Below are 25,379 nucleotides of genomic sequence, written 5' to 3' on the forward strand. Positions count from 1 at the left end.
GTCCTAGAAATGCCAGGGGAAGGGCGACCAGTCGGGCTCGCGCTTCTCCAGGAACGAGTCGCGACCCTCCGCCGCCTCGTCCGTCATGTACGCAAGCCGGGTCGCCTCACCGGCGAAGACCTGCTGTCCGACCAGGCCGTCGTCGATGAGGTTGAAGGAGTACTTCAGCATGCGCTGCGCGGTGGGCGATTTGCCATTGATTTTCCGCGCCCACTCCAGGGCCGTGCTCTCCAGTTCGGCGTGCGGGACGGCCGCGTTGACCATGCCCATGCGGTGGGCGTCCTCGGCGGTGTAGGTGTCGCCGAGGAAGAAGATCTCCCTGGCGAACTTCTGCCCGACCTGGCGGGCGAGGTAGGCGGAGCCGAAGCCGCCGTCGAAGCTGGCCACGTCGGCGTCGGTCTGCTTGAAGCGGGCGTGCTCGCGCGAGGCCAGCGTCAGGTCGGCCACGACGTGCAGGCTGTGCCCGCCGCCGGCGGCCCAGCCGGGGACGACGCAGATGACGATCTTCGGCATGAAGCGGATGAGGCGCTGCACCTCGAGGATGTGCAGGCGGCCGGTCGCCGGGGTCCCGTCGGCGTACTGGTAGCCGTCCTTGCCGCGGATGCGCTGGTCGCCGCCGGAGCAGAAGGCCCAGCCGCCGTCCTTGGGCGAGGGGCCGTTGCCGGTGAGCAGGACGCAGCCCACGTCGACGCTCTGGCGGGCGTGGTCGAAGGCGCGGTAGAGCTCGTCGACGGTCTGCGGGCGGAAGGCGTTGCGCACCTCGGGGCGGTTGAACGCGATCCGCACCGTGCCCTGGTCGACGGCGCGGTGGTAAGTGATGTCGGTGAAGTCGAAGCCTTCGACTTCCTTCCACGCCTGGGGATCGAACAGCTCGGAGACCATGACGGCGAGCCTAACGGATCTGTTTCTCGGCCCATTCGGCCCACTCCTGCTGCGTCCTGGTGAAGCGCAGGCCCCACTCCAGGGCGATGCTGCCGTACACGGAGAGGTTGTCGGTGCCCTCCTCGACGAAGGCGCGGATGCTCTCCAGGTACTCCAGGTGCTTGCGCCCGATCTCGGCTTGGCGGCGGATGTAGCCGCGCGCCTGCTCGGGGTCGACCTGGGCCAGGAAGAAGACGCGCAGGAGCATGTCGCTGCGGGCCGTGCCGACCGGTTCGACGTCGATGATCCACCGGCGCAGCTCGGCCAGGCCCGCCTCCGTGAGGGAGTACTCCTTGCGGCCGCGGGGTCCCTCCGCCGACACGCTGACTAGCCCGGCGTCGGCGAGCTTGCCGAGCTCGGTGTAGAGCTGGCTCTGCGTGGCCGGCCAGACGTTGCTCAAGGACGCGTCGAAGAGCTTGAGCAGGTCATATCCGCTCGCGGGACCTTCGGAGAGTAGACCCAGGACGGCGTGGCGAAGACTCATGTTCCTATATTGACATATCTCTAGAGGAGGTTCTAGCTTCGACATGTCTCAAGTGGAACGTCGAAGGAGAGTTCGATGCCCGGCCTGCTGGGATTCATCCCCTGGATCGCCTACGCCATCATCGCCACCGGGGACGAGTGGCGCTGGGGCGCGATCACCGGCCTCGCCACCGCGCTCGTGCTCGTCGTGATCGACCGGATCAAGGGCAAGAACTGGGACGAGATGGTGATCGAGTCGAGCGCCGTCGTCTTCTTCGCCATCATCACGGCCCTGTCGCTGGCCGACCCCGACTCACCCCTCACCATGTACGGCCCCGCCCTCGTCAACCTGTGGCTGGCGGGCACCGCCTGGGGCTCCTTGGCCATCCGCCGGCCGTTCACCCTCGGCATCGCCAGGTCCATGACCCCGAGTGACGTTCATCACAGACCGGAGTTCTATCGGGTCAACGTGGTGATCACCGCCGCCTGGGCCGTGGCGTTCACGTTCGCCGCCCTGGCGTTGACCTGGGTGCTGAGCGTGGCGCCGCACGCGACCGCCGTGGTCATCACCGTCAAGGTGGTCACGTTCGTGGCGCCCGCGCTCTTCACGGGGTGGTACCCCAAGCATCTGCGGGCGAAGTACCGGATTCAGCCGTGAGCTTCCGCCCTCAGCTCGGCCAGTAGCTCGCCCTGGTCCACCAGCATCTCGGTGAGGATGCGGCGGACCGCGTCGAGCAGGTCGGCCAGTTCGGGCGTGGCCAGGGAGTAGACGACGGTGCTGCCCTCCCTCTCGGCGCTCACGACCCCTGCCCGGCGAAGTATGGCGAGCTGCTGCGACAGGCTCGATGCCTCGATGTCGATCTGGGCCAGGAGATCCCGGACCGGAAGCGGCCCCTCCTGGAGAAGTTCCAGCACCCTTATGCGAGCGGGGTGCCCGAGCGTCCGAAAGAAGTCGGCCTTGGCCTGGTAGAGCGGGACGGGCATGCGTCTAGGCTAATCCAGCGCAGTTGCATAATTGTTCAAGTCGCAATGTCGTTGGTTAGGATGACACCCGGGGAATAGGGAGTTGCCATGGGCCGAGGAAGACAGAAGGCGAAGCAGACCAAGGTCGCTCGCGAGCTGAAGTACACCAGCCAACACATGGACATCGACGCGTTGCGCAGGGAGTTGTCTGCGGACACGTCGCATGATGAGGGCTCTGGCGTACCACATGACCAGGAGTCCGAGCCCGCCCGTTGAGGCGGGTGCGAAGAAGCCGTGTGCCAGCCGTCCGGGAAGGGACCGGGCGGCGCGACACGGCCTTCTCGCGTCTCGGGCTCCGGGTCGGTCGGACCGGCTATCGGGGCTGAATCTCGATCACGGTCTTGCCGCGTGAACGGCCGGCCTTGTTGTTGGCCAGCGCCGTCGCGGCGGCGGACAGGGGCACCACATCGTCGATGCGGACCTTGATCCGGCCCGCGTCGATCAGGTCGGCGAGCAGGACCAGGAGTTCGGCGCCGGCCTTGTTGTCGAGGTTGACTCCGGTGATCTCTCTGGCCGCCAGGGCGGCCGGGTCCGCGGAGAAGACCGTGGTGACCACCGTGCCGCCGGGCCGTACCGTCTGGGCGAGTTGATCCAGCGCGGCCGGGTCGGTGCTCACGGTGTCGAGCACCGCGTCGATGCCGTCGGGGTGAAGCTGCAGCACCTGCTCGGCGACCGGGCGGAGAGTGTGGTCGACGAGTTCGGCGGCGCCGAGGCCGCGCATGTGCTCGGCCATGTCGGCGGTGGCCGTGGCGATGACCTTGGCGCCGGCGTTGGCGGCGAACTGCACCGCCTGCTGGCCCACACCGCCCGTGGCTCCGGAGACCAGGACCACCTTGCCCTGGTCGATCTTGGCCGTCTCGACCATGTTGTAGGCGGTGGTGGTCGCGACGGGGATCGCGGCGGCCTGGGTGAAGATCATGCCGGCGGGCATGCGCGCGAGGACCGAGGTCGCCAGGGCGTATTCGGCGTAGCTGCCCTTGAGCTGACCGTAGACCTGGTCTCCCGGGCGGAACGCCGTCACCGCGGGGCCGACCGCCTCCACGACCCCGGCGCCGTCGATGCCCAGCACCTTCGGGAAGGGCCCGGGGGTCTTGAACTCCCCTTCGGCGATCTTCCAGTCGACCGGGTTGAGACCGGCGGCGTGGACCCGGACGAGGACGCCGTTGGGGCCCGGCGTCGGTTTCGGAAGTTCCATGAGCTCGGGCTCTTGCCCGTAGCCGGAGATGGCGATGGCACGCATGGGAAATACATGCCCGCGTGTCCGGTTTGCCAACCTGAGTAGGGGCGTACTCACGACACCATCCGTGACCGGCCGCACGCTGGGTGCGAAGGAAGCGATTGCGAAGGAAGCGATTGCGAAAAAAGCGATTGCGAAAAAAAGCGAGGTGGTGGCCATGGCGGCCAGAAGTGTGGCGGTGACCTTCACCAACACCACAGGAGAGATCCTCGGCAAGAACTTCGAGGCGCTGATGCACGGCGTGTGGACCAACGGCATCGAACCCCCGCAGACCGTGGTCCCCGGCGAGACCGTGAGCTGGGAGAGCGAGTCGGACGGCGTCGCCACCGGCACCGAGGGCCGCGTGCAGTACCGCGTCGGCGACGGCGGGCCGATCATCGAGATGCACTGGAGCAACCCGTTCGTCGGGGCCAACACGTTCAACGAGGTGTGCATAGCGGGCAAGGCGCTGCTGCGCAGCGGCGGCGACGGCGAGAACGCCCGGGTGTCCTGGGTGCTGGAGAACTCGCAGTGGCACACCACCACGTTCCGGCCCAGCCTGCACGGCTTCCACTTCAACAACTCCTGGCCGGAGGGCACCACGCTCAAGCACCTCGACCTCGGCGTGGTGAGCCTGCCGATCGGCGACGCCACCAACGGGCTGTGCGGCGGCATGGTCTACGCGGCCATGGACTACTTCCTGTCCAACCAGCTCGCGCCCGCGCAGACCGTCGCGCCCGCCGGTGAAGGGGTGCCGCTGTTCGACTACTTCGTCTCGCGGCTGTTCGACTCCTTCGACCTGCCCGACCTGCCGCTCAGCCTGCTCAAGCTGATGAACCCGGCCTACCCCGACACCGACCAGGGCATCTTCGAGCCGATCGGGCTCATGTCCGGCCGCTCGGCCATCATGGTCAGGGACTCCTGGCCGAGGGTGAAGGACTGGATCGACCAGGGCTTCCCGCGGCCGATCTGCCTGGTGAAGACCAAGAGCCTCAACCCCGCCGACCTGGGCAAGAACCACCAGGTGCTCGTCTGGGGCTACCACGTGAGCGGCACCGGGGTCACCTTCGCCCTGTACGACCCCAACTTCCACGACCACGACGCGCTCATGATGACGTTCGACACATCCCGTACGGACGTGCCGGTCGCCGTCGGCGTCACCAACCCCGGCCAGGGCACGATCTCCTGCTTCCTGCCCACCGCGTACGCAGCCCAGACCCCTCCCTGACCTTTGCTAAGTTCTGGGGCGTGCTTCAGGGGAGGAAGGACGAGCTGGCCGCGATCGAGCGGCTGCTCGGCACGGCCCGCGCCGGCGGCAGCGGCGCGCTGGTCCTGCGTGGCGAGCCAGGCGTGGGCAAGAGCGCCCTGCTGGAGCACGCGGGCCGCAGGGCCGACGGGTTCGCGGTCCTGCGCGGATCGGCGGTGGAGAGCGAGTCGGAGCTGCCCTTCGCCGCCCTTCACCAGGTCCTGCGCCCGGTCCTGGACCACCTCGACACCCTGCCCGAACCCCAGGCCGCCGCCGTACGCACCGCGTTCGGCCTGGCCACCGACGGCGTGGCCGACCGGTTCATGATCGGCCTGGCCACGCTGACGCTGCTCGCGGAGAACGCGCCGTTGCTCTGCCTGATCGACGACGCCCAGTGGCTCGACCGGGCCTCCGCCGAGGCCCTGCTGTTCGCCGCCCGCCGCCTGCACGCCGAGGGTGTGGCGATGCTGGTCTCGGCCCGGGACGAGGCGTCGCTGGCCGGGCTGCCCGAGCTGCGGGTCGAGGGGCTCGACCGGGAGGATGCCCAGGCGCTGCTGGCCGGCCACCTTCCCGGCCTGCCGCCCCACGTCAGGGACAGGGTGGTCGAGGAGTCGGGCGGCAACCCGCTGGCCCTGCTCGAACTGCCCGCCTCGGCGCTGGCGGAGGTCGGGCCGCTGCCGCTGCCCCGCCGCCTGCAGGAGGCCTTCGGGCAGCGCATCGCCGTCCTGCCCTCGCGGGCGCGCAGCGCGCTCGTGGTCGCCGCGGCGGCCGGCACCGGCGAGCTGGGCACGATCCTCGCCGCCACCCGCGAGCTCGGGCTGCCCGATGACGCGCTGGCCCAGGCCGAGGGGCTGGTGAGCGTGCGGGGCTCCACGGTCTCCTTCCGGCACTCGCTGACCAGGGCGGCCGCCTACCAGAGCGCCGGGTTCGTCGAGCGGCTGGCCGTACACCGGGCGCTGGCGGCGACCGCGACCGACGCGGACCGGCGGGCGTGGCACCTGGCCGCGGCGGCGACCGGGCCGGACGAGGAGGTCGCGGCGGCACTGGAAGCGGCGGCGGAGCGGGCACGCGACCGCACCGGGTACGCGGCCGCGGCGGCGGCCCTGGAACGCGCCGCGCACCTGACCCCGGACCCGGAGCGGCGGCTGCGCCGACTGACCTCGGCCGCGCAGACGGCGGCGGACGCGGGACAGAACGGGCGGGCCGGCGGCCTGGTCGAGGAGGCGCTGCGGCTGAGCGGCGACCCGGACGCGCTGGCCACGCTGCGCGCCAAGGTGGCCTTCGAGGACGGCGACTCGCGGGCCGCCTACACGATCCTCATCGAGGCGGCCGACCGTGCCGAGGGCGAGGCCCGGGTACGGCTGCTCACCGACGCGGCCAGGGCGGCCTGGACGCGCGCCGACCCCGCGGGCATGCGGCGCGTGCACGGCCTGCTGGCCGGCATGCCGGGGCAGGAGTCGCTGGCGGCGGCCATCGGCGGCGCGGCCGAGCTGATGTCCGGCGATCCCGGCGAGGGGCTGCGGATCCTGCGCGAGAACGTGGCCGCGATGCCCCAGCGCCGCGCCGGCCTGGTCGGCGAGCGGCTGGCGACCGTGATGGTGGACTTTTTCAGCGGCGACTTCGCCCGCTCGCGCGAGACGATGCTGGTGCTCGCGGGCGAGTTCCGGCAGCGTGGCATGATCGGCTGGCTGGCCGGGGTGCTGGGCACGCTGGCCGAGGCCGAGTTCTTCCTGGGCCGCTTCCACGAGGCGGCGGCCAGCGTCGACGAGACCGTCCGCATCGCCGGGGACACCGGCCAGCGCCAGCGCGAGGCGCACGCGCGCGGCCTGCTCGCGGCGCTGGCCGCGGTACGCGGCGAGGAGGAGAAGGGCGAGGGCGAGTGGGCCGAGCGCGCGGGCGCGCTGCTCGACCTGGGGCGCGGCCGCTTCGAGGCGGCGCTGGAGCGCATGGAGCAGCTCACCGGGCAGAACCACGCGCTCTACTTCGCGCCCGACCAGGTCGAGGCGGCGGTCAGGCTGGGCCGTCCCGACCGGGCCGCAGAACCGCTTGAGCGCTTCGAGCGGTGGGCGCGGGCCGCCGGTCAGCCGTGGGCCGACGCGGTGCTGGCCCGCTGCCGCGCCCTGCTGGCCGAGGCTCCGGAGGAGTTGTTCGCGCTGGCCGTACAGGATGGGGCCAGGCCTTTCGAGCAGGCCCGCAGCAGGTTGCTGTTCGGGGAGTGGCTGCGCCGTGAGCGGCGCAAGGCCGAGGCCCGCACGCAGCTGCGGGCCGCGCTGGAGACGTTCGAGCGGGCGGGCGCGCACCCGTGGGCCGAACACGCCCGCGCCGAGCTGCGCGCCGCGGGCGAGACCGCAGCGCAGGCCGCGCCCGACGCGATGGCCGCCCTCACCCCGCAAGAGCTGCAGGTGGTACGGCTCGCCGCGACGGGCGCCACCAACAAGGAGATCGGCGCCCAGCTCTTCCTGAGCCCGAAGACCGTCGGCCACCACCTCTACCGGGCCTTCCCGAAGCTCGGCGTGGCCACCAGGACCGAGCTGGCCCACTTGTTCAGCTGAGCTCGGCCTTCCTGCGCAGCAGGGCGTTGCGCCGGCGGTGAGCCAGGAACGTCACCACCGCCGCGACCGCCACGCACAGCGGCCCCACCACGAACAGGACCGGCGTGTCGCGCACGACGCCGACCACGGCGAGAAACACCGCAGTCAAGGTGGAGGCGGCGACCGCGAGCCAGCCCGCGACCACCCGGTCCAGCGCGAACATGGGTGTCCGCCGGGCCAGCACCCACCCGCCGTATCCGGCCCAGACGAGGCAGAGGGCAAGGAGCAGGCCGAAGCCGAGGTGCAGGCGGTCCGGCAGTGGTTCCGGCTCGGTCAGCCACAGCGCGCCCAGCGCGACGGCGCCGGCGAGCCCGGCGATCAGCGCGGTCAGCCCGCCGACGCGCCGCCACGGCGACAGCACGGGCGACAACCTGGCGATGATGTCATCAGGCGAGTTCATGGCCGTATCCCTTTCGCGTGAGGTGTTCCGACAGCAGGCGACGGGCGCGGTTGAGCCGCGACTTGACGGTGCCGACCGGCACTCCGCAGATCAGCGCGCAGTCCTCCAGGGAGAAGTCCTCCAGGTAGAACAGCGCGAGCACGTCCCGTTCCCGCACGGGCAGCGCGGACAGCGCGCCGACCAGCTCGGCCCGGTCGAGTGCCGCCTCGAAGGCGTCACCCTGCGGGCCGGCCGGCTGGGGCTGTGTTTCCGGTGGCGGCTGGGCGTACTCGGCGCGCAGCCGGTCGGCGACCGCGCGCCGCGCGATGGTGAACAGCCACGGCGCGAACCTGCCCGACTCCTTCAGCCGGGGCAGGCCGCGCAGCACCGCCACCCAGACCTCCTGGGTGACGTCGTCGGCCCGTTCGGCGTCCAGCATGCGCCGCACGTAGGTCCAGACGGGTTTGTGCCATGTTCTGACCAGCTCGGCCAGCGCGTCGCGCTCACCGAGCTGGCAGCGGACCACCAGCAACTCGTCGCTCATGCCTGTCCAGTCGGGTGATGGTCCGGGAAGGTTCATGCCGGGGCGATAAACACCTCATGCGGTCGTGTGCAGGCTTGTTCACGCTCTGTCACGTCCCTACCTTCTTGGCGGGGGGACGCATGAGAAAGCTCCTATGTCAGGATGCCGCACAGGTCGATTTCGAGCGGCGCGGGTTCCGGCTCGGGCCCGCGAGGGGCCACCTGGAAGCCGTCGGGCTGGCCTTCGTGGCCGGGTTCAACGCCGCGGGTCCCGACGGGATGGACGTCTCCGGGCTCGCGCCGGAGATGTGGGGGTTCGCCTACGAAGGCGCCGGGATGGCGTGTGCCATGCACGACGTCCTGACGCTTTCCGGCGGCAGGCGGCTGGCCGCGCTGCTGGCCGGGCGGGGGCGCGAGCACGCGTACCCGATCCATCTGGGGGCCGGTTGGGCCTTCGCCAGGCTGCGGCTGCGGCCGTGGCCCATGCGGAAGGCGCTGGACCCGCTGCTGCGCTGGCTGAGCTGGGACGGCTACGGCTTCCACCAGGCCTTCTTCCGCCAGCCCGTGGGCCTGACCACCAACGGGGTCAGGCGGGCCATCCGCGACCAGGGCTACGGCCGGGCGCTGTGGTTCCGCGAGTGCGCCGACGTGGACGCCCTCGCCGTCACCATCGCCGCCTTTCCGCTCGACCGGCACGCCGACCTGTGGAGCGGCGCGGGCCTGGCCGCCGTCCACGCCGGCGGCGCCACCCCCGACGACCTGGTACGGCTGGCCCGCCACGCCGGCGAGAACCGGGCCGACCTCGCCCAGGGCGCCTCCTTCGCCGCCGCGGCCAGGGTGCGCTCCGGCCTGGTCCCCGCCCACACCGAGCAGGCGATCGAGATCCTGGCCGGAGCCGGACCCGAGCGCGCGGCCGACTGGGCCGAGCAGGCCAGGCGCGGCCGGGGCCACACCGCGGAGGAGTTCCAGCTCTGGCGGGCGGAGATCCGCAGGTTGTGGGGATCGCGGAGAAACGTGCGTTCCTGAGGGGGTTGACCGCTCCGGGCGGCCCGCAGAACCTACGGGTGTGCAGACCTACCGCTATCTCGTCGTCGGCGCCGGTCCTGGCGGACTCCAGCTCAGCTACTTCCTGCACCGGCGCGGCGCGGACTACGTGACGCTGGAGCGGGAGGCGGGACCGGGGGCCTTCTTCCGGCACTATCCCCGCCACCGCAGGCTGATCTCGCTCAACAAGGTCCACGTGGGCGACGACGATCCGGAGATCCGGCTGCGCTGGGACTGGAACTCGCTGCTCAACGACGCGCCGGACCTGCTGTTTCCCGCGTACTCGGCCGAGTACCTGCCTTCGGCCGACGACCTGACCCGCTACCTCGCCGACTTCGCGGCCAAGCACGCGCTCAACGTGCGCTACTCCACGCCGGTCACGGAGATCAGGCGCGAGGAGGACGGCTTCGTGGTGCGGGCCGGCGAGCAGGTCTACCGGGCCGAGTGCGTGGTCGTGGCCACGGGCTGGGGCGGGCCGTACGTGCCGGAGATCCCGGGGATCGAGCACGCGGCGGGCTACGAGGACATGGAGACCGACGGGGCGCGCTTCGCCGGGCAGCGGGTGCTGGTCATCGGCAAGGGCAACTCGGCGTTCGAGACCGCGCAGGCTCTGCTGCCGCATGCCGACATCGTTCACCTCGCCAGTCCTCACCCCTTACGGCTGGCCTGGCGCAGCAAGCACCCCGGTGACGTACGCGGGCAGTACGGCGCCTTCCTCGACAGCTACTGGTTCAAGACCCTGCACGCGGTCCTGGAGTGCGAGATCGACCGGATCTGGCGCGAGGACGACGTCTTCAAGGTCGCCATCACCTACACGCTGGCCGACGGCGAGCGGGCGCTGCTCGACTACGACGCGGTCCTGCGCTGCACCGGGTTCACCATGGACAAGGGGGTGTTCGGGGAAGGCAGCGTGCCGTACCTGCACGAGAACGGGCGGATCCCGGCCATCCGGCCGGACTTCCAGTCGGCCAACGTCGACGGGCTCTACTTCGCCGGGACGCTGATGCAGGGGCGCGACGTCAAGCACGCCTCCTCGGCCTTCATCGACGGCTTCCGCTACAACCTGCGCACGCTGGACCGGCTGCTGGCCGAGCGCTTCGACGGGGCGCCGCTTGAGCACAGGACGGCGCCTGCGGACGCGGGCGGGCTGTGCGCGTACATGCTGGATCGGGCGAACTGGAGCTCGGCGCTGTGGACGCAGTTCGAGTACCTCTGCGACGCCTACGTGATCGAGGACGGCCGGATCGAGCACTACGAGGACCTGCCCGAGGACTACGCGGCCGAGCGGTTCCACGATCTGCTCACGCTCACGTTGCGCTGGGGGCCGCGTGACCAGCCGGACGTCTTCGCCATCCAGCGGCATCCGGAGCCTGATCGGGCCGAGGAGAGCGCCTTCCTGCATCCGGTGGTGCGCCGGTGGCGGGGTGGGGCGCTGGTGGCGGAGAAGCACCTGCTGGAGGATCTGCAGGCGCGGTGGCGCGATCCGGTCAGGCATGTCGCGCCGCTCACCGGGTTTCTGGCCGGGCAGCTCTAGCGCAGGCGCGGGGCCACCGTGTCGATTCGGTTGGTCCAGATTCCGCCCGCGTAGCCTTCTGGCAGGCGTTCCAGGTCGGCGGGGGTGTCGAAGCCCTCCGACCAGCCGCCGTCGCCCGCGACCAGGACGACGCGGGTGCCGTGGGCGCGCATCCGCTCGACGAACTTGTGCGGCCAGCCCCACAGCCAGGGGGCGTAGCTCTCCGGGATGTGCAGCTGGATGTTCTGGCAGGCCGCGGGGACCATCCCGGTCCAGCCGGTCGCCAGGTAGCGCAGGCCGCAGCGTTCCATGACGGCGGGGGAGGCGACCCTGGCGCCGGGGGCCCTGGCGGCGTAGGCGGCCACCGAGGCGTCGCCGCCGTAGACGGTGATCTTCGCGCGGCGCTCCGGGGGCAGGGCGGCGGCCACCTTCTCGCCGTCGGCCGGGTCGTCGCTCTTGATGTGCAGCAGGAATTCCTTGCCCGGGAAGGCGGTCAGGACCTCCTCCAGGGTCGGCATCAGGCCCTTGCCCTTGCCGCGGAAGGGGAACGTCTTGCCGTCGTCGGGGGTGTAGCCGTGGCCGACGTCCAGGCGGCGCAGCTCGGCCATCGTGTGGTCGCGGACCGCGCCCCGGCCGTCCGTGCGGCACTCCAGGAGGTGGTCGTGGAAGACGGCGATCCTGTCGTCCTTGGTCACCTGGACGTCGAACTCGACCATGTCCGCTCCGGCCGCGAAGGCGGCGCGGATGGAGTCCAGGGTGTTCTCCAGGTAGGGGTGTTCGGGTGGGTGGATGCGCTCCGCCGTACAGGTGTCGCCGGTCAGGTCCGCGAACCCGAACGTCTGCGCCATCCCGCGGTGGGCCAGCAGCAGCGGCGGCTCGTCCGGCGTGCTCCAGGAGCGGTTGCCCACGAAGACGAGCGCGACGAACCCCAGGAGCAGGACGAGGGCGATGCGGCGTTTCGACACCGCTCGACGATCGCGCCGGGCCGACTCGGGCCACAACCGGCTAAAGGACTAGTCCCTTGGTACGAGCCGCGCGGCCTGGGTGCGGCTGGTGACGCCCAGCTTGGCCAGCACGTTGCTGACGTGCGCCTTGACCGTGCGCTCGGCCAGGCCCAGCGTGCGGGCGATGTCCTGGTTCGACAGGCCCTCGGCCACGAGGTCCAGAACCTCCCGCTCCCTGGCGGTGAGCGCCTCCAGGCCGGGCGGGCGGGCGCGGGCCAGCAGCCGGCCGGCCGAGGCGCTCAGCGTGGTGACGCCGGCGTGCGCGCCCCTGACGGCAGCGGCCAGTTCCTCGCCGGTGGCGTCCTTGAGCACGAAGCCGTCGGCCCCGGCGGCCAGGGCGCGCTGGATCTCCGCTGCCCTGCCGACCGTGGTCAGCATCAGCACGCGCGGCCGCGGCCTGGGCAGGTGCTCGCGCAGCAGCGTGATGCCGTCCATCCCCGGCAGGTACAGGTCGAGAAGGATCACGTCCACCTCGCCGGTCGCTAGGAAGGCGAGAAGTTCCGGCCCGGCTTCTACCGCGGCGACCACCTCGATGTCCGGTTGTGCCCCGAGAATGAGGAACATGCCCTCCCGGACGAGCGCCTGGTCATCGACGATGACGAGCCTGATCACGCGGCCGATGCTACGAGATGCCCGGCTCTGGCTGGAACTTTCGCTCGCCGCACTCCTGGCCGGGCTCTTCGTGATCAGCGGCGCGGCCGTCTCGGCGCCGCTCGGGCTGGCGCAGATCGTGCCGCTGGCCTGGCGGCGCAGGTACCCCGCGCTGGTGCTGGTCGTGGTGGCGCTGGCCACGCTCGTGCACCTGCGGCTCGGGATGTGGCGGGTGGTGGGCTACCTTCCCGCCATGCTCGCGCTGCACGCCGCCGCCGGGAGCGGCAGCAGGAGCGTGCGGATCTGGCTGTGCGCGGCGGCCGCATTGGCGCTGTCGATCTCGGACGCCACCCTGCGCGGGATGGTCGAGGGCGGGCTGATCAGCCTCGTGTCCTTCACGGTCGTGTGGGTGACCGGGGTCGAGCGCGGTCAGCACGCCCGTGAACGCGCCGCGCTGGCCGCCACCGCCGCCGAGCACGCGCGGCTGCGCGCGGAGTCGGCCGAGCGCGAACGGCTGGCCAGACGGCTGCACGACACGCTGGCCGGGACCGTCACGGTGATGCTCGTCCAGACCGAGGCGCTGCGGCACACGGCCGCCTTCGCGCCGCCCGAACGTGAGCGGGTGGATCGTGTGCTGTCGGCGGGGCGCCTGGCGCTGGCCGAGGTCCGCGACGCCATCGCCGATCTCGACCGGCGGGACGCCGCGGGGGCGGAGCTTTCCGCCCATCTCTGCCGGTTGCGGGCGGCGGGGCTGGACGTGCCGGCCGTACCGTCGATGGATCTTCCGCCGCCGCTCGCGGACGTCTACCACCGGCTGGCCGGCGAGGCGGCGACCAACGCGCTGCGGCACGGCGGGCCGGGCGCGCGGGTGGAGTACCTCGTCGAGGGGCGGGTGCTGACGATCGTCAGCACCCCCGTGCGGGCGCGGCGGGCCGGGAGCGGCGGCGGTTACGGCCTGCGCAGCCTGGCCGCCGATCTCCAGGAGTACGGCGGCGCCCTCGCATACGGCCGGGACGGCGAGCGCTGGGTCGTGACCGCGACCTTCCCGGAGTAGCCGGTGCTGTCCAGACGCGCGATGCTCCTGCTGGGCGCCGCCGCGCTGCTCCCAGGGGATGACCCATTCGAGGTGGTCAGGCGGCAGTGGCGGGAGCTGGCCACGGGCCCGGTGGTCCACGACATCGACGGATTTATCCGGCGGGCCTACGCCCCCGGCACCGACCCCGAGGGCAACTGGTGGCGCTGGCAGATCGGCGTGCCCAAACGGCTTCTCGACAGCGCGATGCGTACCGGCTATCGGGGGACGCTGCTGCTGGAGGCGGTCGACCACTTCGTCCCGGAGAGCGTGCTCGACGACTACGACGGCACCAGCACCGGCGCCAACCGCGTGGACCTGTGCACGGTGCTGCTGCTGCGCGCCGTCCTCGGCGGCGACCGCTCCGATCGCTCCGATCGCTCCGATCGCTCCGACCGCGAACGGGCGGCCAGAGCGGTCGCCGGGCTCGCGCCGGTCCTGCGCTATGTCACCGAAGGCGATGGTTTCTACCGCGACGGCTCCTTCATCCAGCACTCCTGGGTCCCCTACCAGGGCGGCTACGGCGCGGTGCTGCTGTCCGGGCTGGCCAGGCTCTTCGCCGTGCTGCGCGGCACGCCCTGGGAGGTCGCCGACCGGCAGGTCGTCCACGACAGCGTCGAGCGCTCCTTCGCCCCCTTCATCCACCAGGGCCTGTGCATGGACCTCGTCCGGGGCAGGAGCGTCGGCAGGCACCCGGACGGCGCCCGGCGCAGGGCCCGCGAGATCGCCGAGGCCGTGCTGCTGCTCGGCGAGACGGCCGGGGCCGCCGAGCGGGAGCGCTGGCGCGGCATGGTCAAGGGCTGGGGACTGCTCGACGACGACCGGGTGGCCGCGCGGTCCGAGCCGCTCGGCCACGTGCTGATGCCGATGAGCGCCCGCGCCGTCCACCGGGCGCACGGCTGGTGCGCGGCGCTCAGCATGAGCTCGCACCGGATCGGCCACTACGAGCACGGCAACGGCGAGAACCTGCGCGGCTGGCACACCGGCGCCGGAATGCTCTACTGGTGGACCCCGGAACACCCCGCCCAGTACGCGGACGGCTTCTGGCAGAGCGTCGACCCCTACCGGCTGCCCGGCACCACGGTCTCCACCCGCCGCCTGCCCGACGGCGCCGGGACCGCGTGGGGCGAGACCCTCACCCCGTGGCGCTGGGTCGGCGGCGCCACCGACGGCACGTACGCCACCGTCGGCCACCACCTGTCCGGCCTGGAAAGCTCACTGGAGGCGTTCAAGTCGTGGTTCTTCCTCGACGACGCCGTGGTCTGCCTGGGCGCCGGGATCGCCTGCCGGGACGGCGTGCCCGTCGAGACCGTCGTGGACAACCGCAGGACCGGCGCCGCCCTGACCGTGGACCGCCGGGCGGGCTGGTTCCACCTGGAGGGCCACGCCGGATACGTCGTTTGGGACGGCGCACAGCCGGAGATCGGGCGCGACGAGCGGTACGTGACGCTCTGGCTGGACCACGGCACCGACCCCACGGACGCCGGTTACGCCTACGCGCTGCTGCCCGGCGCCTCCGAAGCCGGGACGCGGGCCCGTGCCGCCGCATCGACCTGGCTGCACGTCCTGGCCAACACGGACCGGCAGCAGGCCGTACACGTGCCGGGGCTGGGTCTGACCGCGGCCAACTTCTGGCAGCCGGGCACCGTCGGCCCGCTGACCGCCTCGGCCCCCTGCGCGGTCCTCGTCAGAGAGAAAAGCGACGGCACCGCCACGCTCACGGTCGCCGACCCACGCCGTGAACTGCCTGGTCTGACCGTCGTCTGGAACCGGCACGTCCTCGTCTTCGAGGCCCTCCCCGAGCCCCGGACCGTGACGCTCCCCGTTTAGCCGTCTGTCGCCGGGTAGCCGGATGTGCGTCCCGCAACCAGAGGAAAGGAGCAATCATGCAGCCTGACCCGAACCTGTGGGCCTACCACCAGGACGTATACGGAACCGGCGGCAGCATGGATCTCGCCGGATACACCGTCGAGGCGACCGACGGCAAGATCGGTTCGGTCGACGAGGCGAGTTACGAGGTCGGCGAGAGCTACATCGTCGTCGACACCGGCCCGTGGATCTTCGGCAAGAAGGTCATGCTTCCGGCCAGCGTCGTCACCAGGGTGGATCCGCAGGAGAAGAGAGTCCACGTCTCCCGCACCAAGCAGGAGATCAAGGACGCTCCCGAGTTCGACGCGTCGAGCTACAAGGAGTCCGTCTACCGGGATCAGATAGGCACCTACTACGGGAAGTTTCCCCCGTACGGTCCCGGCCCTCTGTAAAGCGAACAACTCAAGGGCAGGCCGCGCGCGCGGCCTGCCCTTCCCCCTGTCTCTGAGGAGGTTTCCATGGATCTGCGAGGAAAGGTGGTCGTGGTCACCGGCGCCAGCGGCGGCGTCGGCCGCGCCGTGGTGCGCGAACTGGGCGTGCGCGGCGCCACCGTCGCGCTGATCGCGCGCGGCACGGTCGGCCTGGCCGAGGCGTCGGTGGAGGTCGGCGTCGCGGGCGGCGAGGGCCTCGTCTACGAGGCCGACGTCGCCGACCATCACCAGGTACGGCAGGCCGCCGAACGTATCGAGGCCGACCTCGGCCCGATCGAGGTGTGGATGAACGTCGCCTTCTCCTCGGTGTTCGCCAAGTTCTGGGACATCCAGCCCGAGGAGTACGAGCGCGCCACCCGCGTCACCTACCTCGGCTACGTCTGGGGCACCCGCGTGGCACTCGACCTCATGCGCCCCCGCGGCCACGGCGTCATCGTCCAGGCCGGATCGGCGCTCACCTACCGGGGCATCCCCCTGCAGTCCGCCTACTGCGGTGCCAAACACGCCATCAAGGGCTTCACCGAGTCCGTCCGCACCGAACTGCTGCACGAGAAGAGCGACATCCAGATCACGATGGTGCAGCTGCCCGCGCTCAACACGCCGCAGTTCGACTGGGCGCTGGCCAGGCTGGGCCGCCACCCGCGGCCGGTGCCGCCGATCTACCAGCCCGAGGTCGCCGCCCGTGCCATGGTCCACGCCGCCGAGCATCCGCGCCGCCGCGAGTACTGGGTCGGCGCCACCACGGCGGCCACGATCCTGGCCCAGAAGTTCGCCGCCGGAGCGCTGGACCGCTACCTGGCCCGCACCGGGGTCGACGCGCAGCAGATCGCCGGAGAGCCGCCCACCGGCGTCCACAACCTGTGGAAACCCGCCGACGACGAGCGGTCCTACGGCGCGCACGGCCGCTTCGACGACCGCAGCCACCGCCGCAGCCTGCAGGTCTGGCTCTCCCGCCACCGCGGCGCGGTCGCGCTGGGCGCCGCTGCCGCCGCCTACCTGGGCTGGCGGGCGCTCCGTTAAACAGCGCGACCGTGGGTAGCCGTCTGTCATGAGCAGATTGCTGTTGCTGCTGGTGGCACTGGTGATCACGGCCTGTTCCTCGCAGCGGGACGGCGAGGTGGCGCAGGCCGCGGACGGCTTCTACGCCGCCCTCGCCTCCGGTGACGGCGCGCGGGCCTGCGCCCTGCTCTCGCCGCGCGCCGAGGAGGGCCTGGAGAAGGGCGGCGACACCTGTCCCGAGGTTGTTCTGGACCTGGACCTGCGTGGGGGCGCGCCGCTGGGCGGTCCGCGGGTCTACGGCGACGAGGCCCAGGTACGGCTGGCCGCCGACACCGTCTTCCTGCACCGGTTCGCCGACGGGTGGCGGGTCAGGGCGGCCGGGTGCGAGCCTCGGCCCGGCCTGCCGTACCGGTGCGAGATCGAGGGGTGAGCGCATGCGGATCATGTTCGTCACGACGCTCGCCATCATCGTCGTGGGCCTGGCCTACATGATCGCGCTGGGGGTGCTTGACCGATGAGGGGCTTCGTCAGGGACAACGCGCTGAGCCTGTTCTTCCTGCTGGCCTTCGCCGCCGCGCTGGTGGGGCAGTCGTTCGCCGGGACCGCCGACTACAACGCCAGGCAGCTGACCGAGGGCGGGCTGCCGGTCACCTGGGCGGACTACGTCACGAGCAGCGACTTCGCCGTGGACGTGGCGGAGAACTGGCAGTCGGAGTACCTGCAGTTCCTGATGTTCATCATGGTCACGGTCTGGCTGGTGCAGCGCGGTTCGCCGGAGTCGAAGCCGCCGGGGGAGGAGGGCGGCCAGAGTGACCGGGAGCAGCGGATCGGGCCCTTCGCCCGGCCGGACAGTCCCGCCTGGGCCAAGGCCGGAGGGGTGCGCCGCAGCCTGTACTCCAACTCGCTCGGCTGGGTGATGGGGCTGGTCTTCGCCGCCTCCTGGTTCGCGCAGTCGGTGGCCGGGACCGCGGCGTACAACAACCAGCGGCTTTCCCAGTTGCAGGACCCGGTCGGCTGGAGCGGCTACGTGCTGTCCGCGGACTTCTGGAACCGCACTCTCCAGAACTGGCAGTCGGAGTTCCTGGCCGTGCTGTCGATGATCGTGCTGGCCGTCTACCTGCGCCAACGTGGCTCGCCCGAGTCCAAGCCCGTCGGCGCCGGGCATGCGGCGACCGGTGTGGAGAGCTAGCGCGGGGGTAGGTGGAGTTCTTGCTGATCTGTCCGATCTGTTGAGGAGGGGCATGCCGACCGCACGCGAGATCATGACGCCCGACACGGAGTGCATCGCCGCCGACGCCAGCGTGTCCGAGGCCGCGGAGAAGATGGCCAGCCTCGACGTCGGCTCCCTGCCGATCTGCGGATCGGACGAGCGGCTGCGGGGGATGCTGACCGACCGGGACATCGTGGTGAAGGTCCTGGCGATCGGTAAAGACCCCGACTCCTGTCGTACGGGGGAGCTCGCCCGGGGCACGCCGGTCGCGGTCGGGGCCGACGACGACGCCAACGAGATCCTGCGCACGATGGCCGCGTACAGGGTCAGGCGGCTGCCCGTGCTCGACGGCCACCGCCTGGTCGGCATCGTCGCCCTGGCCGATGTCGCCCGAGCCCTGCCGGACGCCCCGGTGGGGGATCTGATGAGCGCGATTGCGAGTTGACCATGAACAACGATGACTTCCGTCCGCCCGAACGTTCGCCCGAGGGCAAGCCGATGGCCAGTGCCACCCCACGTGACGTGGTGCACATCAGGGTGGGTTCGTTCATCCTGATCTTCGCCGTCGTGCTCGGCGTGGCCGGCCTGCTGCTGGACATCCCGCTGCTCGCCGTCGGAGCCGGGGTGGTGATCGTGGCCACGATCGTGGACATGGTCCTGGCCGTACGCGGGCAGCGCGCCCGGGGCTCCGGAGAAGCCGGGTGACGCGCGTCAGCGGTGGCGGATCTTGAGGCGGCCGTAGCCGAGCTCACCGCTCACCTGGACGTGCAGCGTGCTTGGGCTCGGGTTTCGGGGTGGGCGATGGGTGGCGGTGCCCCAGGTGAGGCGTACCCGGTCGTAGTCGACGCTGGCCCGCTTCGGCAGGATGAGAAGGACCGAGCCGTAGGCCAGCTGGAAGTCGATCTCGATGGCCGAATGCCGGATGTCGGCGGCGGACAGGTCGAGGTTGGCGCCGCCGTACTCGCCGATGACCCGCAGTGAGCGGGGCACGCGCCACGCGCCCGAGCGGCGGATGCGGCCCCCCGTGGAGACCAGCTCGACCCGCTCGTCGGGCAGTTCGGCCAGCGCCGTGGCCAGCGTGCCGGGGGAGCGGGCGGTGAGTGCCTGCTCCAGCCGCACTTCCATCTCGGCTGAGTCGAGATGGCCCTCCGCGTAGGCGTGCTGGAGCCTCTGGACGGCCTGGTCGCGCTCGGCCTCGGACAGGGGCATGACGACCTCCCTTCATGGTGTCATATAGACACCATAATGGTGCCATGCGTCATGCGGTAGTGCGCTCGGACTCCAGACTGTTCAGGATGTGGCGCAGGCCGAAGGAGAACTGGTCCTCGCGCGTGGCGTCGACACTGACACCGGCGGTGTGCTGGGCCGCGTAAAGACGGCGCAGGCGCGGGTACGCCTGGGCGGCCCGCTCGGCCACGGGCCACATGAGCTCCACCCACTCCTCCTGGTTCAGGCCGTTGCGAGCCATCAGCGACAGCGCCGCCGCCTCGGCAATGGTGACGCCGGTGACGTAGGACGCGACGGTGCTCAGCGCCCGGTTGGCCGCCTCCAGCGGGAAGCCGGCGGTCTCCAGGACGCCGATCATGCGATCGGTCTTCTCCATGGTGTTCGGGCCGAGGTACGACAGGCCGGCCGCGCCGAAGAGCTGCGCTGACCAGGGGTGGCGCAGGATCGCGGCGCGCAGGCTGTGGGCGCAGGCGAGCGTGGGGGCGCGCCAGTCGGCCGGGTCGTCGCTCTCGACGATCTCGATCTCGGCGTAGATCTGGTCGACGACCAGCTCGATCAGCTCGTCCTTGCTGGCCACGTGGCGGTAGAAGGCGGTGGCCGCGGTGCCCAGCTCCGCGCCGAGGCGCCGCATGCTCAGCGCCTCCAGTCCCTCGGCGTCCAGGACGCGCATGGCGGTGGCGACGATCAGCTCGCGGGTCAGCGCGGGGGGCTTCTTCCGTGGGCGCGTCCACACCGACGGGCTCTGTTCTTGCATGCTCTCTCCCTGGTCGCGGCCATTGTAGTGCACGGTGTGATTGCCAACGCGTACACTGTTCGCATAGGGTGCACGGCGTGAAAACCTTTGAGACCCCTGAACCCGTCCAGGCCGCGCTCGACCTCGCGGCGGGAGATGTCCGGATCGTGGCCGAGCGCCGCGGCGACACCCGGGTCAGGGTGAACCCGCTCGACCCGGCCAACGACGACGACGCCACCGCGGCCGGGCTGACCGAGGTGGAGTACTCTGCCGGCCGCCTGAAGGTGTACACGCCGCGCCTGTGGCGGCACCGGACCGGGGCGGTCGAGGTCGAGGTCCTGCTGCCCGAGGGCTCCGGCCTGGAGGTCGACCTGTCCGCCGGTGGAGTACACAGCCACGGCCGGCTCGGCGAGACCAGGATCCGCACCACGCACGGTGAGATCCAGCTCGACCAGACCGCCGGGCTCCACCTGAAGGCGGGCTCGGGCCACGTGTGTGTCGCCGCCGTCGAGGGACCGGCCGTGATCAAAATGCCCAGCGGTGACCTGTTTCTCGGCGAGGTCACCGGTAGCCTGCGGGTCCGCGCCGCCAATGGGCGGATCGTGGTCGAGCGGGCCCACGCCGACATCGAGGTCACCACCGCGCACGGCGACATCAGGATCGACGAGGTGATCCGCGGCCTCGTCACGCTCACGACCGGTTCGGGGACGGTCGACGTGGGCGTCAGCGAGGGCAGCGCCGCCGTGCTGCACCTCCGCTCCACATACGGCACCGTGCACGACCTACTGGAGGCGGAACCGCCACTGCCCAAGCCGACGCCCAAGCCAACCATCGAGCCGACGCCCAGGCCGACGCCCAAACTGACGTCCGAGGCGACGCCCGAGGGGACGCCCAAGCTGACGTCCGAGGCGACGCCCGAGGGGACGCCCAAGCTGACGTCCGAGGCGACGCCCGAGGGGACGTCCGAGGCGACGCCCGAGCCGACCATCGAGATCCATGCCTCGACCACGCACGGCAACGTGGTGGTCCGGCGCGTGGCCCACCTGCGGGCCGACGACAGGAAGAGCAGCACGACCACGGCCGGCGCAGCCATCGGGGTGAAGGACATGCGGCCCTCGGTCAGGCCGAACCCCAGGCCGGTTAGGCACCCGAGGTCGCGTCCATGACCGCCTACACGTTCGCGTTCGCGCCTTCGCCCAGGATGTTCTGCAGGTACTCCACCGTCGACGGCTGGCTGAGGATGACGAGGACGTCCATCACGACGAAGAGGGCTGCGCGATCAGGGTGAGGATCCGGCCCGCGCGCCTGCTGGCCAGGTTGAGCACGCCCAGGACCACCACCACGACCGCAGTGCCAACGACTGCGGTGCCAACGACCGCAGTGCCGACGACCGCAGTGCCGACGACCGCTGCGCCAACGGGCACGGTGCCAACGGGCACGGTGCCAACGGGCACGGTGCCAACGGGCACGGTGCCAACGGGCACGGTGCCAACGACCGCAGTGCCAACAGGCGCGGTGCCCACGGGCGCGAGCAGCGCGTAACCACCCCCGTCGAAGTGGATCTTGTTCCTGGAATCGGAACAGTCAAGATTTCCTGACGACCACGCGGCAAGCAAGGCGTCAGGGTATCTTGACGGCCATGACGATGAAGCTTTCCGACATCCCCGACCACGAGGGGTTCGCCGCACCCGTCCTCCCCGACGGCGAGTTGGCCCGTTCCTCCAGCGCCTTCACCCGAGCCTTCATCGGCTACCAAGCCGCCTGCTCCTGCGGATGGGCCGACCGCCGCCGGTTCCCGCCCACCCCGGAAGGCGCCAAGGAGGCGGAGGGCCGCTGGTACACGCATGTCGCCCCCCTCCTGGCCGCAGCCCCACCCAGCTGGCTGGTCGTCAAGTCGAACCTGCTGTGCGAGCAGATCGTCAACCTCGCCGCCGATCGCCCCCTGGCCGCCCTCACCCTGCTGGCACAGGTGGAGAGCTGGCAGCGGACGTTGCTGGACCAGGCCGTGGCCGGGGCGAAGGCGGCCGGTGCCTCCTGGGCCGACGTCGGCGAGGCCATGGGCATCACGAAGCAGGCGGCCCACGAACGCTTCCGTACGCACGTGGGCCCCCAATGATCGTCAGCGGCAGGTTCGGAGCATGTTGATCAGCGCCTTCTTCTCCCGCTTGGTGACGAAGAGGCGGTAATGATGTTTCACCGAGATCCAGGAGGTGGCGTACCGGCACCAGTAGCCCCGGCGCGGCGGACGCCAGCTCTGCGGCCCCTTGCCGCCCTTGGCGATGTTGATCGAGTGGCTGACGACCTTGAGCTCGGGCCGCGTGAGGTCATTGGCGAACGCCCGCCGCTTGGCCTGACTCCACCGCTTGGCCCCTGACCGCCACGCGTACGCCAGCGGCACCACATGGTCGACATCCACCAGCTTCTCGCTCTTCAGAACCTTCCCGTCATAAGGGCTGTACCAGGTCCCCTTGACCGGATGGCAGTACTTGTTCCTCCGCACACCCCGCCCATCACGCGCCAGCACAACTTCGCGCGCATCACAGGTCCCTCGATGATGAGCCCACCGAGGCTGGAACCGCCGATGACTGTAGCCCCGACCGGACAACGCCTTGGCAACCTTCAGCTGCCCAAGCATCTGAAGAGACCCGGCCTGTGACTGTTCGCGCCGTTCAGCCGCCGCCTGCGGGCTCATGGCAACCGCCGTAACCGGAACAGCCAGAGCAGTGAGTACGGCGACGCGGACCACTCGACTTAAGATCATGCTTTCCCCCATACCCACGACACCGTAGGCGCTCAGCCGCCCTCGCGCACCCGAGATCCCCGACATCCCAGCAGCCACCCACCCCCGCAACCCCGCCCCACAGCCCCGCCGCACAGCCTCGCCTCAGATCCTCGCCCCACAGCCCCGCCCCAGATCGCCCCAGAGCTCCCGCCGCACAGCCCCGCCTCAGATCCTCGCCCCACAGCCCCGCCTCAACTGCCCTCGCCTCAACAGCACTCCTCCTCCGCCGCACCCCAGTCAGCCGACTCCGGTACATCCCACCCCACAACGCCCCAGCCACCACCCAAACCCTGGCCTTCCGCTGGTCGTCGACACCGCGGGCCCACCGGACGGCTGCGCTGTCGCCACCGGACGCCTGCGCGGTCGCGGGTCCCCGGACGGCTACGCCGTACCCCCTAGCTCATGCCCGTGGCCTGAAGTCGCCCGCGCTGGCAAGCCCGACCGACACGCGAGCGCGACCAAGGAGTGAGCTCGACCGACAGGCGCGAGGACGACCGGCGGGCAAGGACGGTTGACGCGCGAGCCCGACCGACAGGTCAGCGCGACTGACCCGCGGGGCGGGCACGGCTGACACGTGAGCGCGACCGACACGTGGGCGCGACCGACACGTGAGCACAACCGAGAATATGCGACCGGCAGGCGAGCGCGATCGAGAAGAAGGGCGATCAGGCCGCGAAGCGCTCACACAACCAGGCCAACGCCAGCGGATACCGGTACTCGATCGCCATATGCGTAGCGTCGAACAGCTCGAACCGTGTCCGCTCACTCGGCAGCCCAGCGTCAAGAACCGCCTGATGAAAGGCGGTCGCGCCCAGGTCCAGGTACCACTCGTCCCTGGTGCCCGCGTCGATCCAGACACCCCGCATGCTCTTGAGCGCCCCGGCATACTGCTCCTGCCTGGCCATGCGAACAGGATCCACAGCCAGCCACCGCTCCCAGACCTCCGGAACCAACGCCCCATTGCTGTCGAACGGTGTCCGGACCGTCCCGTCCTGGTCGGCCGAGTAGGCGGCCGCATAGCCGTAGATCTCCATGAGGACGCCGTCGCCCGGCCTGGTCATGGCGACCCGCCCGCGGAAGTCGGCCAGGAACGCCTCGTATGACCCGTCATAGAGGTCACGCAGCGTCCGAGCCGCCTGCGGAAACTCCGGCAGATAGCAGGTCTCGAACAGCGCGTCACCCGCATGTGTGGCGAACAGCCCGAACCGGTCGGGCCGCATCATCGCGGTGACCATGGCACCATAGCCGCCGCTCGATTTGCCGGTGATCGCCCGCATGTCCCGGTGGGGCAGCGTGCGGTAGTGGTCGTCCACCCATGACACGACCTCCTCGCACAGGTAGGTGTGGTAGCGGCCGGTCCCGGGGGAGTCGAGGAACTGGCTGCCGCCGTAGGCCGTCCACGCGTCGACGTAGACGACGATCGCCGGGGGTGTCTGACCGGCGGCGAACACCTCGTCGGCCAGTTCGGGGAACGGCCGGCGGAACGGGGTCCGGTTGTCCCACATGGCGAGATGGCCGGTGTAGCCCTGGATGACGTAGACCGTGGGGTAGCGCCTGGTGGGTTCGTCGTCGTAGCCGGGCGGGACGTACACCCACAGAGGCCGCTCGTGCGGATCGCCCAGCGGGTTGCCGCGCAGGACGTGGCTGTCGATGACATGGCGGTCGATGCGGCCGGCGAGGTCGGCGGACCAGGGAAGCACGGAGCACTCCTTGCGTGAGCAGGGGTCTAGTCGGGCAGGACGTGGGACAGCGCGCGGCGGAGGATGGCGGCGAAGGGTTCGCTGGTGCCTGGCTCCAGCCATCGCCGCCCCGCGACGCGAACCGCGCCCGCGACGGCGGCAGCCGTAACGGCGGGAAAAAGGTCGCCGTCGCCGTCGGTGCGCTCCGCGATCGCGTCGGCGAGCGGGCCCTCGGCCATGGTGAACGCCTTGAGCGCCTCACCTTCCAGCTCGGGCGTCAGCATGATCATGCTCAGCCCGGCCCGGTCGGGCTCGGGGTCGGTGTAGAGCTCGATCACGGCGGCGGTGATGGCCTCGGTCAGCGACTCGCCGGCCGGGCGGGCGCGCAGGGCCTTGCCCGCGCGTTTGGACTGGTCGGCCTGGAAGGCGCAGATCGCCTCGCCTCTGCTGGAGAAATAGTTGTTGTACGTGCGGGGCGACACCCCGGCGGCCGCGGCGATGTCGTGGACCCGCACCAGAGCCAGCCCGTTGGGCCCCTGCTCGATGGCCAGGCGCAGCGCCGCATGGCCGATCGCCTCCCTGGTGGCCTGGCTGTTGCGTGTCCGTAGGTCTGCGGTCTCGTCGGTCATGGCGATACGATACCGCGAGATTGCGCGACGCGCACCATGTGCGCGTCACGCAATTTCTATGTAGAGTGCCAGCGAGCCGGGGCGGCGCAGTCGCGGGCGCCGTCCCCCCAGACAGGTCAGGAGTGCGGAATGACGTCAAAAATGATCGCGTTTGACGAGGACGCCCGGCGCGGTCTCGAGCGCGGCATGAACCAGCTCGCTGACGCCGTGAAGGTGACCCTTGGTCCCAAGGGGCG

Annotated in this window: 30 protein-coding genes; 16 read left to right on the forward strand and 14 right to left on the reverse strand. The window is 70.9% G+C overall.

Features of this window, described 5'->3' with window-relative positions; all coding sequences use genetic code 11:
* Positions 1-3 precede the first annotated feature (3 nt).
* Both HNR40_RS07890 and HNR40_RS07895 read right to left on the reverse strand, forming a co-directional pair.
* The gene (locus HNR40_RS07890) at positions 4-882 is read right to left on the reverse strand and encodes a 1,4-dihydroxy-2-naphthoyl-CoA synthase (RefSeq protein WP_184959270.1); all 879 of its coding nucleotides are present in this window, start codon (positions 880-882) and stop codon (positions 4-6) included.
* A gap of 10 nt (positions 883-892) precedes the next feature.
* A complete protein-coding gene (locus HNR40_RS07895) occupies positions 893-1,405 on the reverse strand; it encodes a PadR family transcriptional regulator (protein ID WP_184959271.1) in 513 nt (170 codons plus the stop codon).
* A 75-nt stretch (positions 1,406-1,480) separates the two neighbouring features.
* Here HNR40_RS07895 and HNR40_RS07900 point away from each other — a divergent pair, with 75 nt between their 5' ends.
* Complete coding sequence (locus HNR40_RS07900; protein ID WP_184959272.1) at positions 1,481-2,041, forward strand: DUF3159 domain-containing protein; 561 nt, start codon at positions 1,481-1,483, stop codon at positions 2,039-2,041.
* Here HNR40_RS07900 and HNR40_RS07905 read toward each other — a convergent pair.
* Positions 2,032-2,367 (reverse strand): ArsR/SmtB family transcription factor, encoded by a 336-nt coding sequence (locus HNR40_RS07905; RefSeq protein WP_184959273.1) that lies wholly within the window; start codon positions 2,365-2,367, stop codon positions 2,032-2,034. The genes HNR40_RS07900 and HNR40_RS07905 overlap by 10 nt on opposite strands.
* Positions 2,368-2,454: 87 nt before the next feature.
* Between HNR40_RS07905 and HNR40_RS56115 the strand changes: the two genes are divergently transcribed.
* On the forward strand, positions 2,455-2,622 hold the full coding sequence (locus HNR40_RS56115; protein ID WP_184959274.1) for a DUF3073 domain-containing protein: 168 nt from the start codon (positions 2,455-2,457) through the stop codon (positions 2,620-2,622).
* A gap of 97 nt (positions 2,623-2,719) precedes the next feature.
* Here HNR40_RS56115 and HNR40_RS07915 read toward each other — a convergent pair whose 3' ends face one another.
* A complete protein-coding gene (locus HNR40_RS07915) occupies positions 2,720-3,646 on the reverse strand; it encodes an NADP-dependent oxidoreductase (protein WP_184959275.1) in 927 nt (308 codons plus the stop codon).
* A gap of 154 nt (positions 3,647-3,800) precedes the next feature.
* Between HNR40_RS07915 and HNR40_RS07920 the strand changes: the two genes are divergently transcribed.
* Positions 3,801-4,850, forward strand: coding sequence for a hypothetical protein (locus tag HNR40_RS07920; protein ID WP_184959276.1), 1,050 nt, complete (start codon positions 3,801-3,803; stop codon positions 4,848-4,850).
* Positions 4,851-4,870: 20 nt separating this feature from the next.
* Positions 4,871-7,420 (forward strand): helix-turn-helix transcriptional regulator, encoded by a 2,550-nt coding sequence (locus HNR40_RS56120; RefSeq protein WP_184959277.1) that lies wholly within the window; start codon positions 4,871-4,873, stop codon positions 7,418-7,420.
* Here HNR40_RS56120 and HNR40_RS07930 read toward each other — a convergent pair.
* Positions 7,413-7,859: a hypothetical protein gene (locus tag HNR40_RS07930; protein ID WP_184959278.1), complete on the reverse strand. Its 447-nt coding sequence runs from the start codon at positions 7,857-7,859 to the stop codon at positions 7,413-7,415. The genes HNR40_RS56120 and HNR40_RS07930 overlap by 8 nt on opposite strands.
* A complete protein-coding gene (locus HNR40_RS07935; protein ID WP_184959279.1) occupies positions 7,846-8,382 on the reverse strand; it encodes an RNA polymerase sigma factor in 537 nt (178 codons plus the stop codon). Before HNR40_RS07935 ends, HNR40_RS07930 begins: the two co-directional genes overlap by 14 nt.
* A gap of 119 nt (positions 8,383-8,501) precedes the next feature.
* On the opposite strand from HNR40_RS07935, the gene HNR40_RS07940 reads away from it, so the two are divergent.
* Both HNR40_RS07940 and HNR40_RS07945 read left to right on the forward strand, forming a co-directional pair.
* Positions 8,502-9,386 (forward strand): DUF1702 family protein, encoded by an 885-nt coding sequence (locus HNR40_RS07940; protein ID WP_184959280.1) that lies wholly within the window; start codon positions 8,502-8,504, stop codon positions 9,384-9,386.
* Positions 9,387-9,426: 40 nt separating this feature from the next.
* Positions 9,427-10,938 (forward strand): NAD(P)-binding domain-containing protein, encoded by a 1,512-nt coding sequence (locus HNR40_RS07945; RefSeq protein WP_184959281.1) that lies wholly within the window; start codon positions 9,427-9,429, stop codon positions 10,936-10,938.
* Here the strand turns inward: HNR40_RS07945 and HNR40_RS07950 are convergent.
* A complete protein-coding gene (locus HNR40_RS07950) occupies positions 10,935-11,882 on the reverse strand; it encodes a glycerophosphodiester phosphodiesterase family protein (RefSeq protein WP_221339960.1) in 948 nt (315 codons plus the stop codon). The genes HNR40_RS07945 and HNR40_RS07950 overlap by 4 nt on opposite strands.
* 48 nt (positions 11,883-11,930) lie before the next feature.
* The gene (locus HNR40_RS07955) at positions 11,931-12,533 is read right to left on the reverse strand and encodes a LuxR C-terminal-related transcriptional regulator (RefSeq protein WP_184959283.1); all 603 of its coding nucleotides are present in this window, start codon (positions 12,531-12,533) and stop codon (positions 11,931-11,933) included.
* A gap of 7 nt (positions 12,534-12,540) precedes the next feature.
* Here HNR40_RS07955 and HNR40_RS07960 point away from each other — a divergent pair, with 7 nt between their 5' ends.
* The 8 genes from HNR40_RS07960 (at position 12,541) to HNR40_RS07995 (ending at position 18,798) form a co-directional block, all read left to right on the forward strand.
* The gene (locus tag HNR40_RS07960) at positions 12,541-13,566 is read left to right on the forward strand and encodes a sensor histidine kinase (RefSeq protein WP_184959284.1); all 1,026 of its coding nucleotides are present in this window, start codon (positions 12,541-12,543) and stop codon (positions 13,564-13,566) included.
* Between the two features lie 3 nt (positions 13,567-13,569).
* The gene (locus tag HNR40_RS07965) at positions 13,570-15,414 is read left to right on the forward strand and encodes a polysaccharide lyase 8 family protein (RefSeq protein ID WP_312896229.1); all 1,845 of its coding nucleotides are present in this window, start codon (positions 13,570-13,572) and stop codon (positions 15,412-15,414) included.
* Positions 15,415-15,470: 56 nt separating this feature from the next.
* Positions 15,471-15,845, forward strand: a complete 375-nt coding sequence (locus HNR40_RS07970) for a PRC-barrel domain-containing protein (protein ID WP_184959285.1) — start codon at positions 15,471-15,473, stop codon at positions 15,843-15,845.
* 66 nt (positions 15,846-15,911) lie between these two features.
* On the forward strand, positions 15,912-16,904 hold the full coding sequence (locus tag HNR40_RS07975) for an SDR family oxidoreductase (RefSeq protein WP_184959286.1): 993 nt from the start codon (positions 15,912-15,914) through the stop codon (positions 16,902-16,904).
* A gap of 28 nt (positions 16,905-16,932) precedes the next feature.
* Positions 16,933-17,313 (forward strand): hypothetical protein, encoded by a 381-nt coding sequence (locus HNR40_RS07980; protein WP_184959287.1) that lies wholly within the window; start codon positions 16,933-16,935, stop codon positions 17,311-17,313.
* Positions 17,314-17,397: 84 nt separating this feature from the next.
* Positions 17,398-18,072, forward strand: coding sequence for a DUF6766 family protein (locus HNR40_RS07985; RefSeq protein ID WP_184959288.1), 675 nt, complete (start codon positions 17,398-17,400; stop codon positions 18,070-18,072).
* A 52-nt stretch (positions 18,073-18,124) separates the two neighbouring features.
* Positions 18,125-18,538 (forward strand): CBS domain-containing protein, encoded by a 414-nt coding sequence (locus HNR40_RS07990; RefSeq protein WP_184959289.1) that lies wholly within the window; start codon positions 18,125-18,127, stop codon positions 18,536-18,538.
* Between the two features lie 2 nt (positions 18,539-18,540).
* Positions 18,541-18,798, forward strand: coding sequence for a hypothetical protein (locus HNR40_RS07995; protein ID WP_184959290.1), 258 nt, complete (start codon positions 18,541-18,543; stop codon positions 18,796-18,798).
* 6 nt (positions 18,799-18,804) lie between these two features.
* On the opposite strand, the gene HNR40_RS08000 is transcribed toward HNR40_RS07995, so the two are convergent.
* Both HNR40_RS08000 and HNR40_RS08005 read right to left on the reverse strand, forming a co-directional pair.
* Positions 18,805-19,302: a DUF1707 SHOCT-like domain-containing protein gene (locus tag HNR40_RS08000; protein WP_184959291.1), complete on the reverse strand. Its 498-nt coding sequence runs from the start codon at positions 19,300-19,302 to the stop codon at positions 18,805-18,807.
* 49 nt (positions 19,303-19,351) lie between these two features.
* Positions 19,352-20,074: a TetR/AcrR family transcriptional regulator gene (locus tag HNR40_RS08005; protein ID WP_184959292.1), complete on the reverse strand. Its 723-nt coding sequence runs from the start codon at positions 20,072-20,074 to the stop codon at positions 19,352-19,354.
* Positions 20,075-20,151: 77 nt separating this feature from the next.
* Here HNR40_RS08005 and HNR40_RS08010 point away from each other — a divergent pair, with 77 nt between their 5' ends.
* Complete coding sequence (locus HNR40_RS08010; RefSeq protein ID WP_184959293.1) at positions 20,152-21,219, forward strand: DUF4097 family beta strand repeat-containing protein; 1,068 nt, start codon at positions 20,152-20,154, stop codon at positions 21,217-21,219.
* A 90-nt stretch (positions 21,220-21,309) separates the two neighbouring features.
* On the opposite strand, the gene HNR40_RS08015 is transcribed toward HNR40_RS08010, so the two are convergent.
* The gene (locus HNR40_RS08015) at positions 21,310-21,669 is read right to left on the reverse strand and encodes a hypothetical protein (RefSeq protein ID WP_184959294.1); all 360 of its coding nucleotides are present in this window, start codon (positions 21,667-21,669) and stop codon (positions 21,310-21,312) included.
* Between the two features lie 23 nt (positions 21,670-21,692).
* Here HNR40_RS08015 and HNR40_RS08020 point away from each other — a divergent pair, with 23 nt between their 5' ends.
* Positions 21,693-22,169 (forward strand): hypothetical protein, encoded by a 477-nt coding sequence (locus tag HNR40_RS08020; RefSeq protein ID WP_221339961.1) that lies wholly within the window; start codon positions 21,693-21,695, stop codon positions 22,167-22,169.
* Positions 22,170-22,172: 3 nt separating this feature from the next.
* On the opposite strand, the gene HNR40_RS08025 is transcribed toward HNR40_RS08020, so the two are convergent.
* The 3 genes from HNR40_RS08025 to HNR40_RS08035 all read right to left on the reverse strand — a co-directional run bounded on the left by HNR40_RS08025 (position 22,173) and on the right by HNR40_RS08035 (position 25,143).
* Positions 22,173-22,745, reverse strand: coding sequence for an HNH endonuclease family protein (locus HNR40_RS08025; protein ID WP_246508379.1), 573 nt, complete (start codon positions 22,743-22,745; stop codon positions 22,173-22,175).
* 755 nt (positions 22,746-23,500) lie between these two features.
* Positions 23,501-24,535, reverse strand: coding sequence for an alpha/beta hydrolase (locus HNR40_RS08030; protein ID WP_184959296.1), 1,035 nt, complete (start codon positions 24,533-24,535; stop codon positions 23,501-23,503).
* A 26-nt stretch (positions 24,536-24,561) separates the two neighbouring features.
* Entirely contained in the window at positions 24,562-25,143 is a 582-nt protein-coding gene (locus tag HNR40_RS08035) for a TetR/AcrR family transcriptional regulator (protein WP_184959297.1), read from the reverse strand.
* Positions 25,144-25,379 lie beyond the last annotated feature (236 nt).

This window comes from Nonomuraea endophytica, assembly GCF_014203235.1.
Lineage (GTDB): Bacteria > Actinomycetota > Actinomycetes > Streptosporangiales > Streptosporangiaceae > Nonomuraea > Nonomuraea endophytica.

Coding starts and splice junctions, on each gene's coding strand:
- HNR40_RS08005 (WP_184959292.1), bottom strand. CDS start 20,074: ATGCAAGAACAGAGCCCGTCGGTGTGGACGCGCCCACGGAAGAAGCCC.
- HNR40_RS07940 (WP_184959280.1), top strand. CDS start 8,502: ATGAGAAAGCTCCTATGTCAGGATGCCGCACAGGTCGATTTCGAGCGG.
- HNR40_RS07985 (WP_184959288.1), top strand. CDS start 17,398: ATGAGGGGCTTCGTCAGGGACAACGCGCTGAGCCTGTTCTTCCTGCTG.
- HNR40_RS07980 (WP_184959287.1), top strand. CDS start 16,933: ATGAGCAGATTGCTGTTGCTGCTGGTGGCACTGGTGATCACGGCCTGT.
- HNR40_RS07970 (WP_184959285.1), top strand. CDS start 15,471: ATGCAGCCTGACCCGAACCTGTGGGCCTACCACCAGGACGTATACGGA.
- HNR40_RS56115 (WP_184959274.1), top strand. CDS start 2,455: ATGGGCCGAGGAAGACAGAAGGCGAAGCAGACCAAGGTCGCTCGCGAG.
- HNR40_RS07995 (WP_184959290.1), top strand. CDS start 18,541: ATGAACAACGATGACTTCCGTCCGCCCGAACGTTCGCCCGAGGGCAAG.
- HNR40_RS08020 (WP_221339961.1), top strand. CDS start 21,693: ATGACGATGAAGCTTTCCGACATCCCCGACCACGAGGGGTTCGCCGCA.
- HNR40_RS08000 (WP_184959291.1), bottom strand. CDS start 19,302: ATGCCCCTGTCCGAGGCCGAGCGCGACCAGGCCGTCCAGAGGCTCCAG.
- HNR40_RS07890 (WP_184959270.1), bottom strand. CDS start 882: ATGGTCTCCGAGCTGTTCGATCCCCAGGCGTGGAAGGAAGTCGAAGGC.
- HNR40_RS07905 (WP_184959273.1), bottom strand. CDS start 2,367: ATGCCCGTCCCGCTCTACCAGGCCAAGGCCGACTTCTTTCGGACGCTC.
- HNR40_RS08035 (WP_184959297.1), bottom strand. CDS start 25,143: ATGACCGACGAGACCGCAGACCTACGGACACGCAACAGCCAGGCCACC.
- HNR40_RS07975 (WP_184959286.1), top strand. CDS start 15,912: ATGGATCTGCGAGGAAAGGTGGTCGTGGTCACCGGCGCCAGCGGCGGC.
- HNR40_RS07900 (WP_184959272.1), top strand. CDS start 1,481: ATGCCCGGCCTGCTGGGATTCATCCCCTGGATCGCCTACGCCATCATC.
- HNR40_RS08025 (WP_246508379.1), bottom strand. CDS start 22,745: ATGAGCCCGCAGGCGGCGGCTGAACGGCGCGAACAGTCACAGGCCGGG.
- HNR40_RS07895 (WP_184959271.1), bottom strand. CDS start 1,405: ATGAGTCTTCGCCACGCCGTCCTGGGTCTACTCTCCGAAGGTCCCGCG.
- HNR40_RS07935 (WP_184959279.1), bottom strand. CDS start 8,382: ATGAGCGACGAGTTGCTGGTGGTCCGCTGCCAGCTCGGTGAGCGCGAC.
- HNR40_RS07930 (WP_184959278.1), bottom strand. CDS start 7,859: ATGAACTCGCCTGATGACATCATCGCCAGGTTGTCGCCCGTGCTGTCG.
- HNR40_RS07990 (WP_184959289.1), top strand. CDS start 18,125: ATGCCGACCGCACGCGAGATCATGACGCCCGACACGGAGTGCATCGCC.
- HNR40_RS07960 (WP_184959284.1), top strand. CDS start 12,541: ATGCTACGAGATGCCCGGCTCTGGCTGGAACTTTCGCTCGCCGCACTC.
- HNR40_RS07920 (WP_184959276.1), top strand. CDS start 3,801: ATGGCGGCCAGAAGTGTGGCGGTGACCTTCACCAACACCACAGGAGAG.
- HNR40_RS07915 (WP_184959275.1), bottom strand. CDS start 3,646: ATGCGTGCCATCGCCATCTCCGGCTACGGGCAAGAGCCCGAGCTCATG.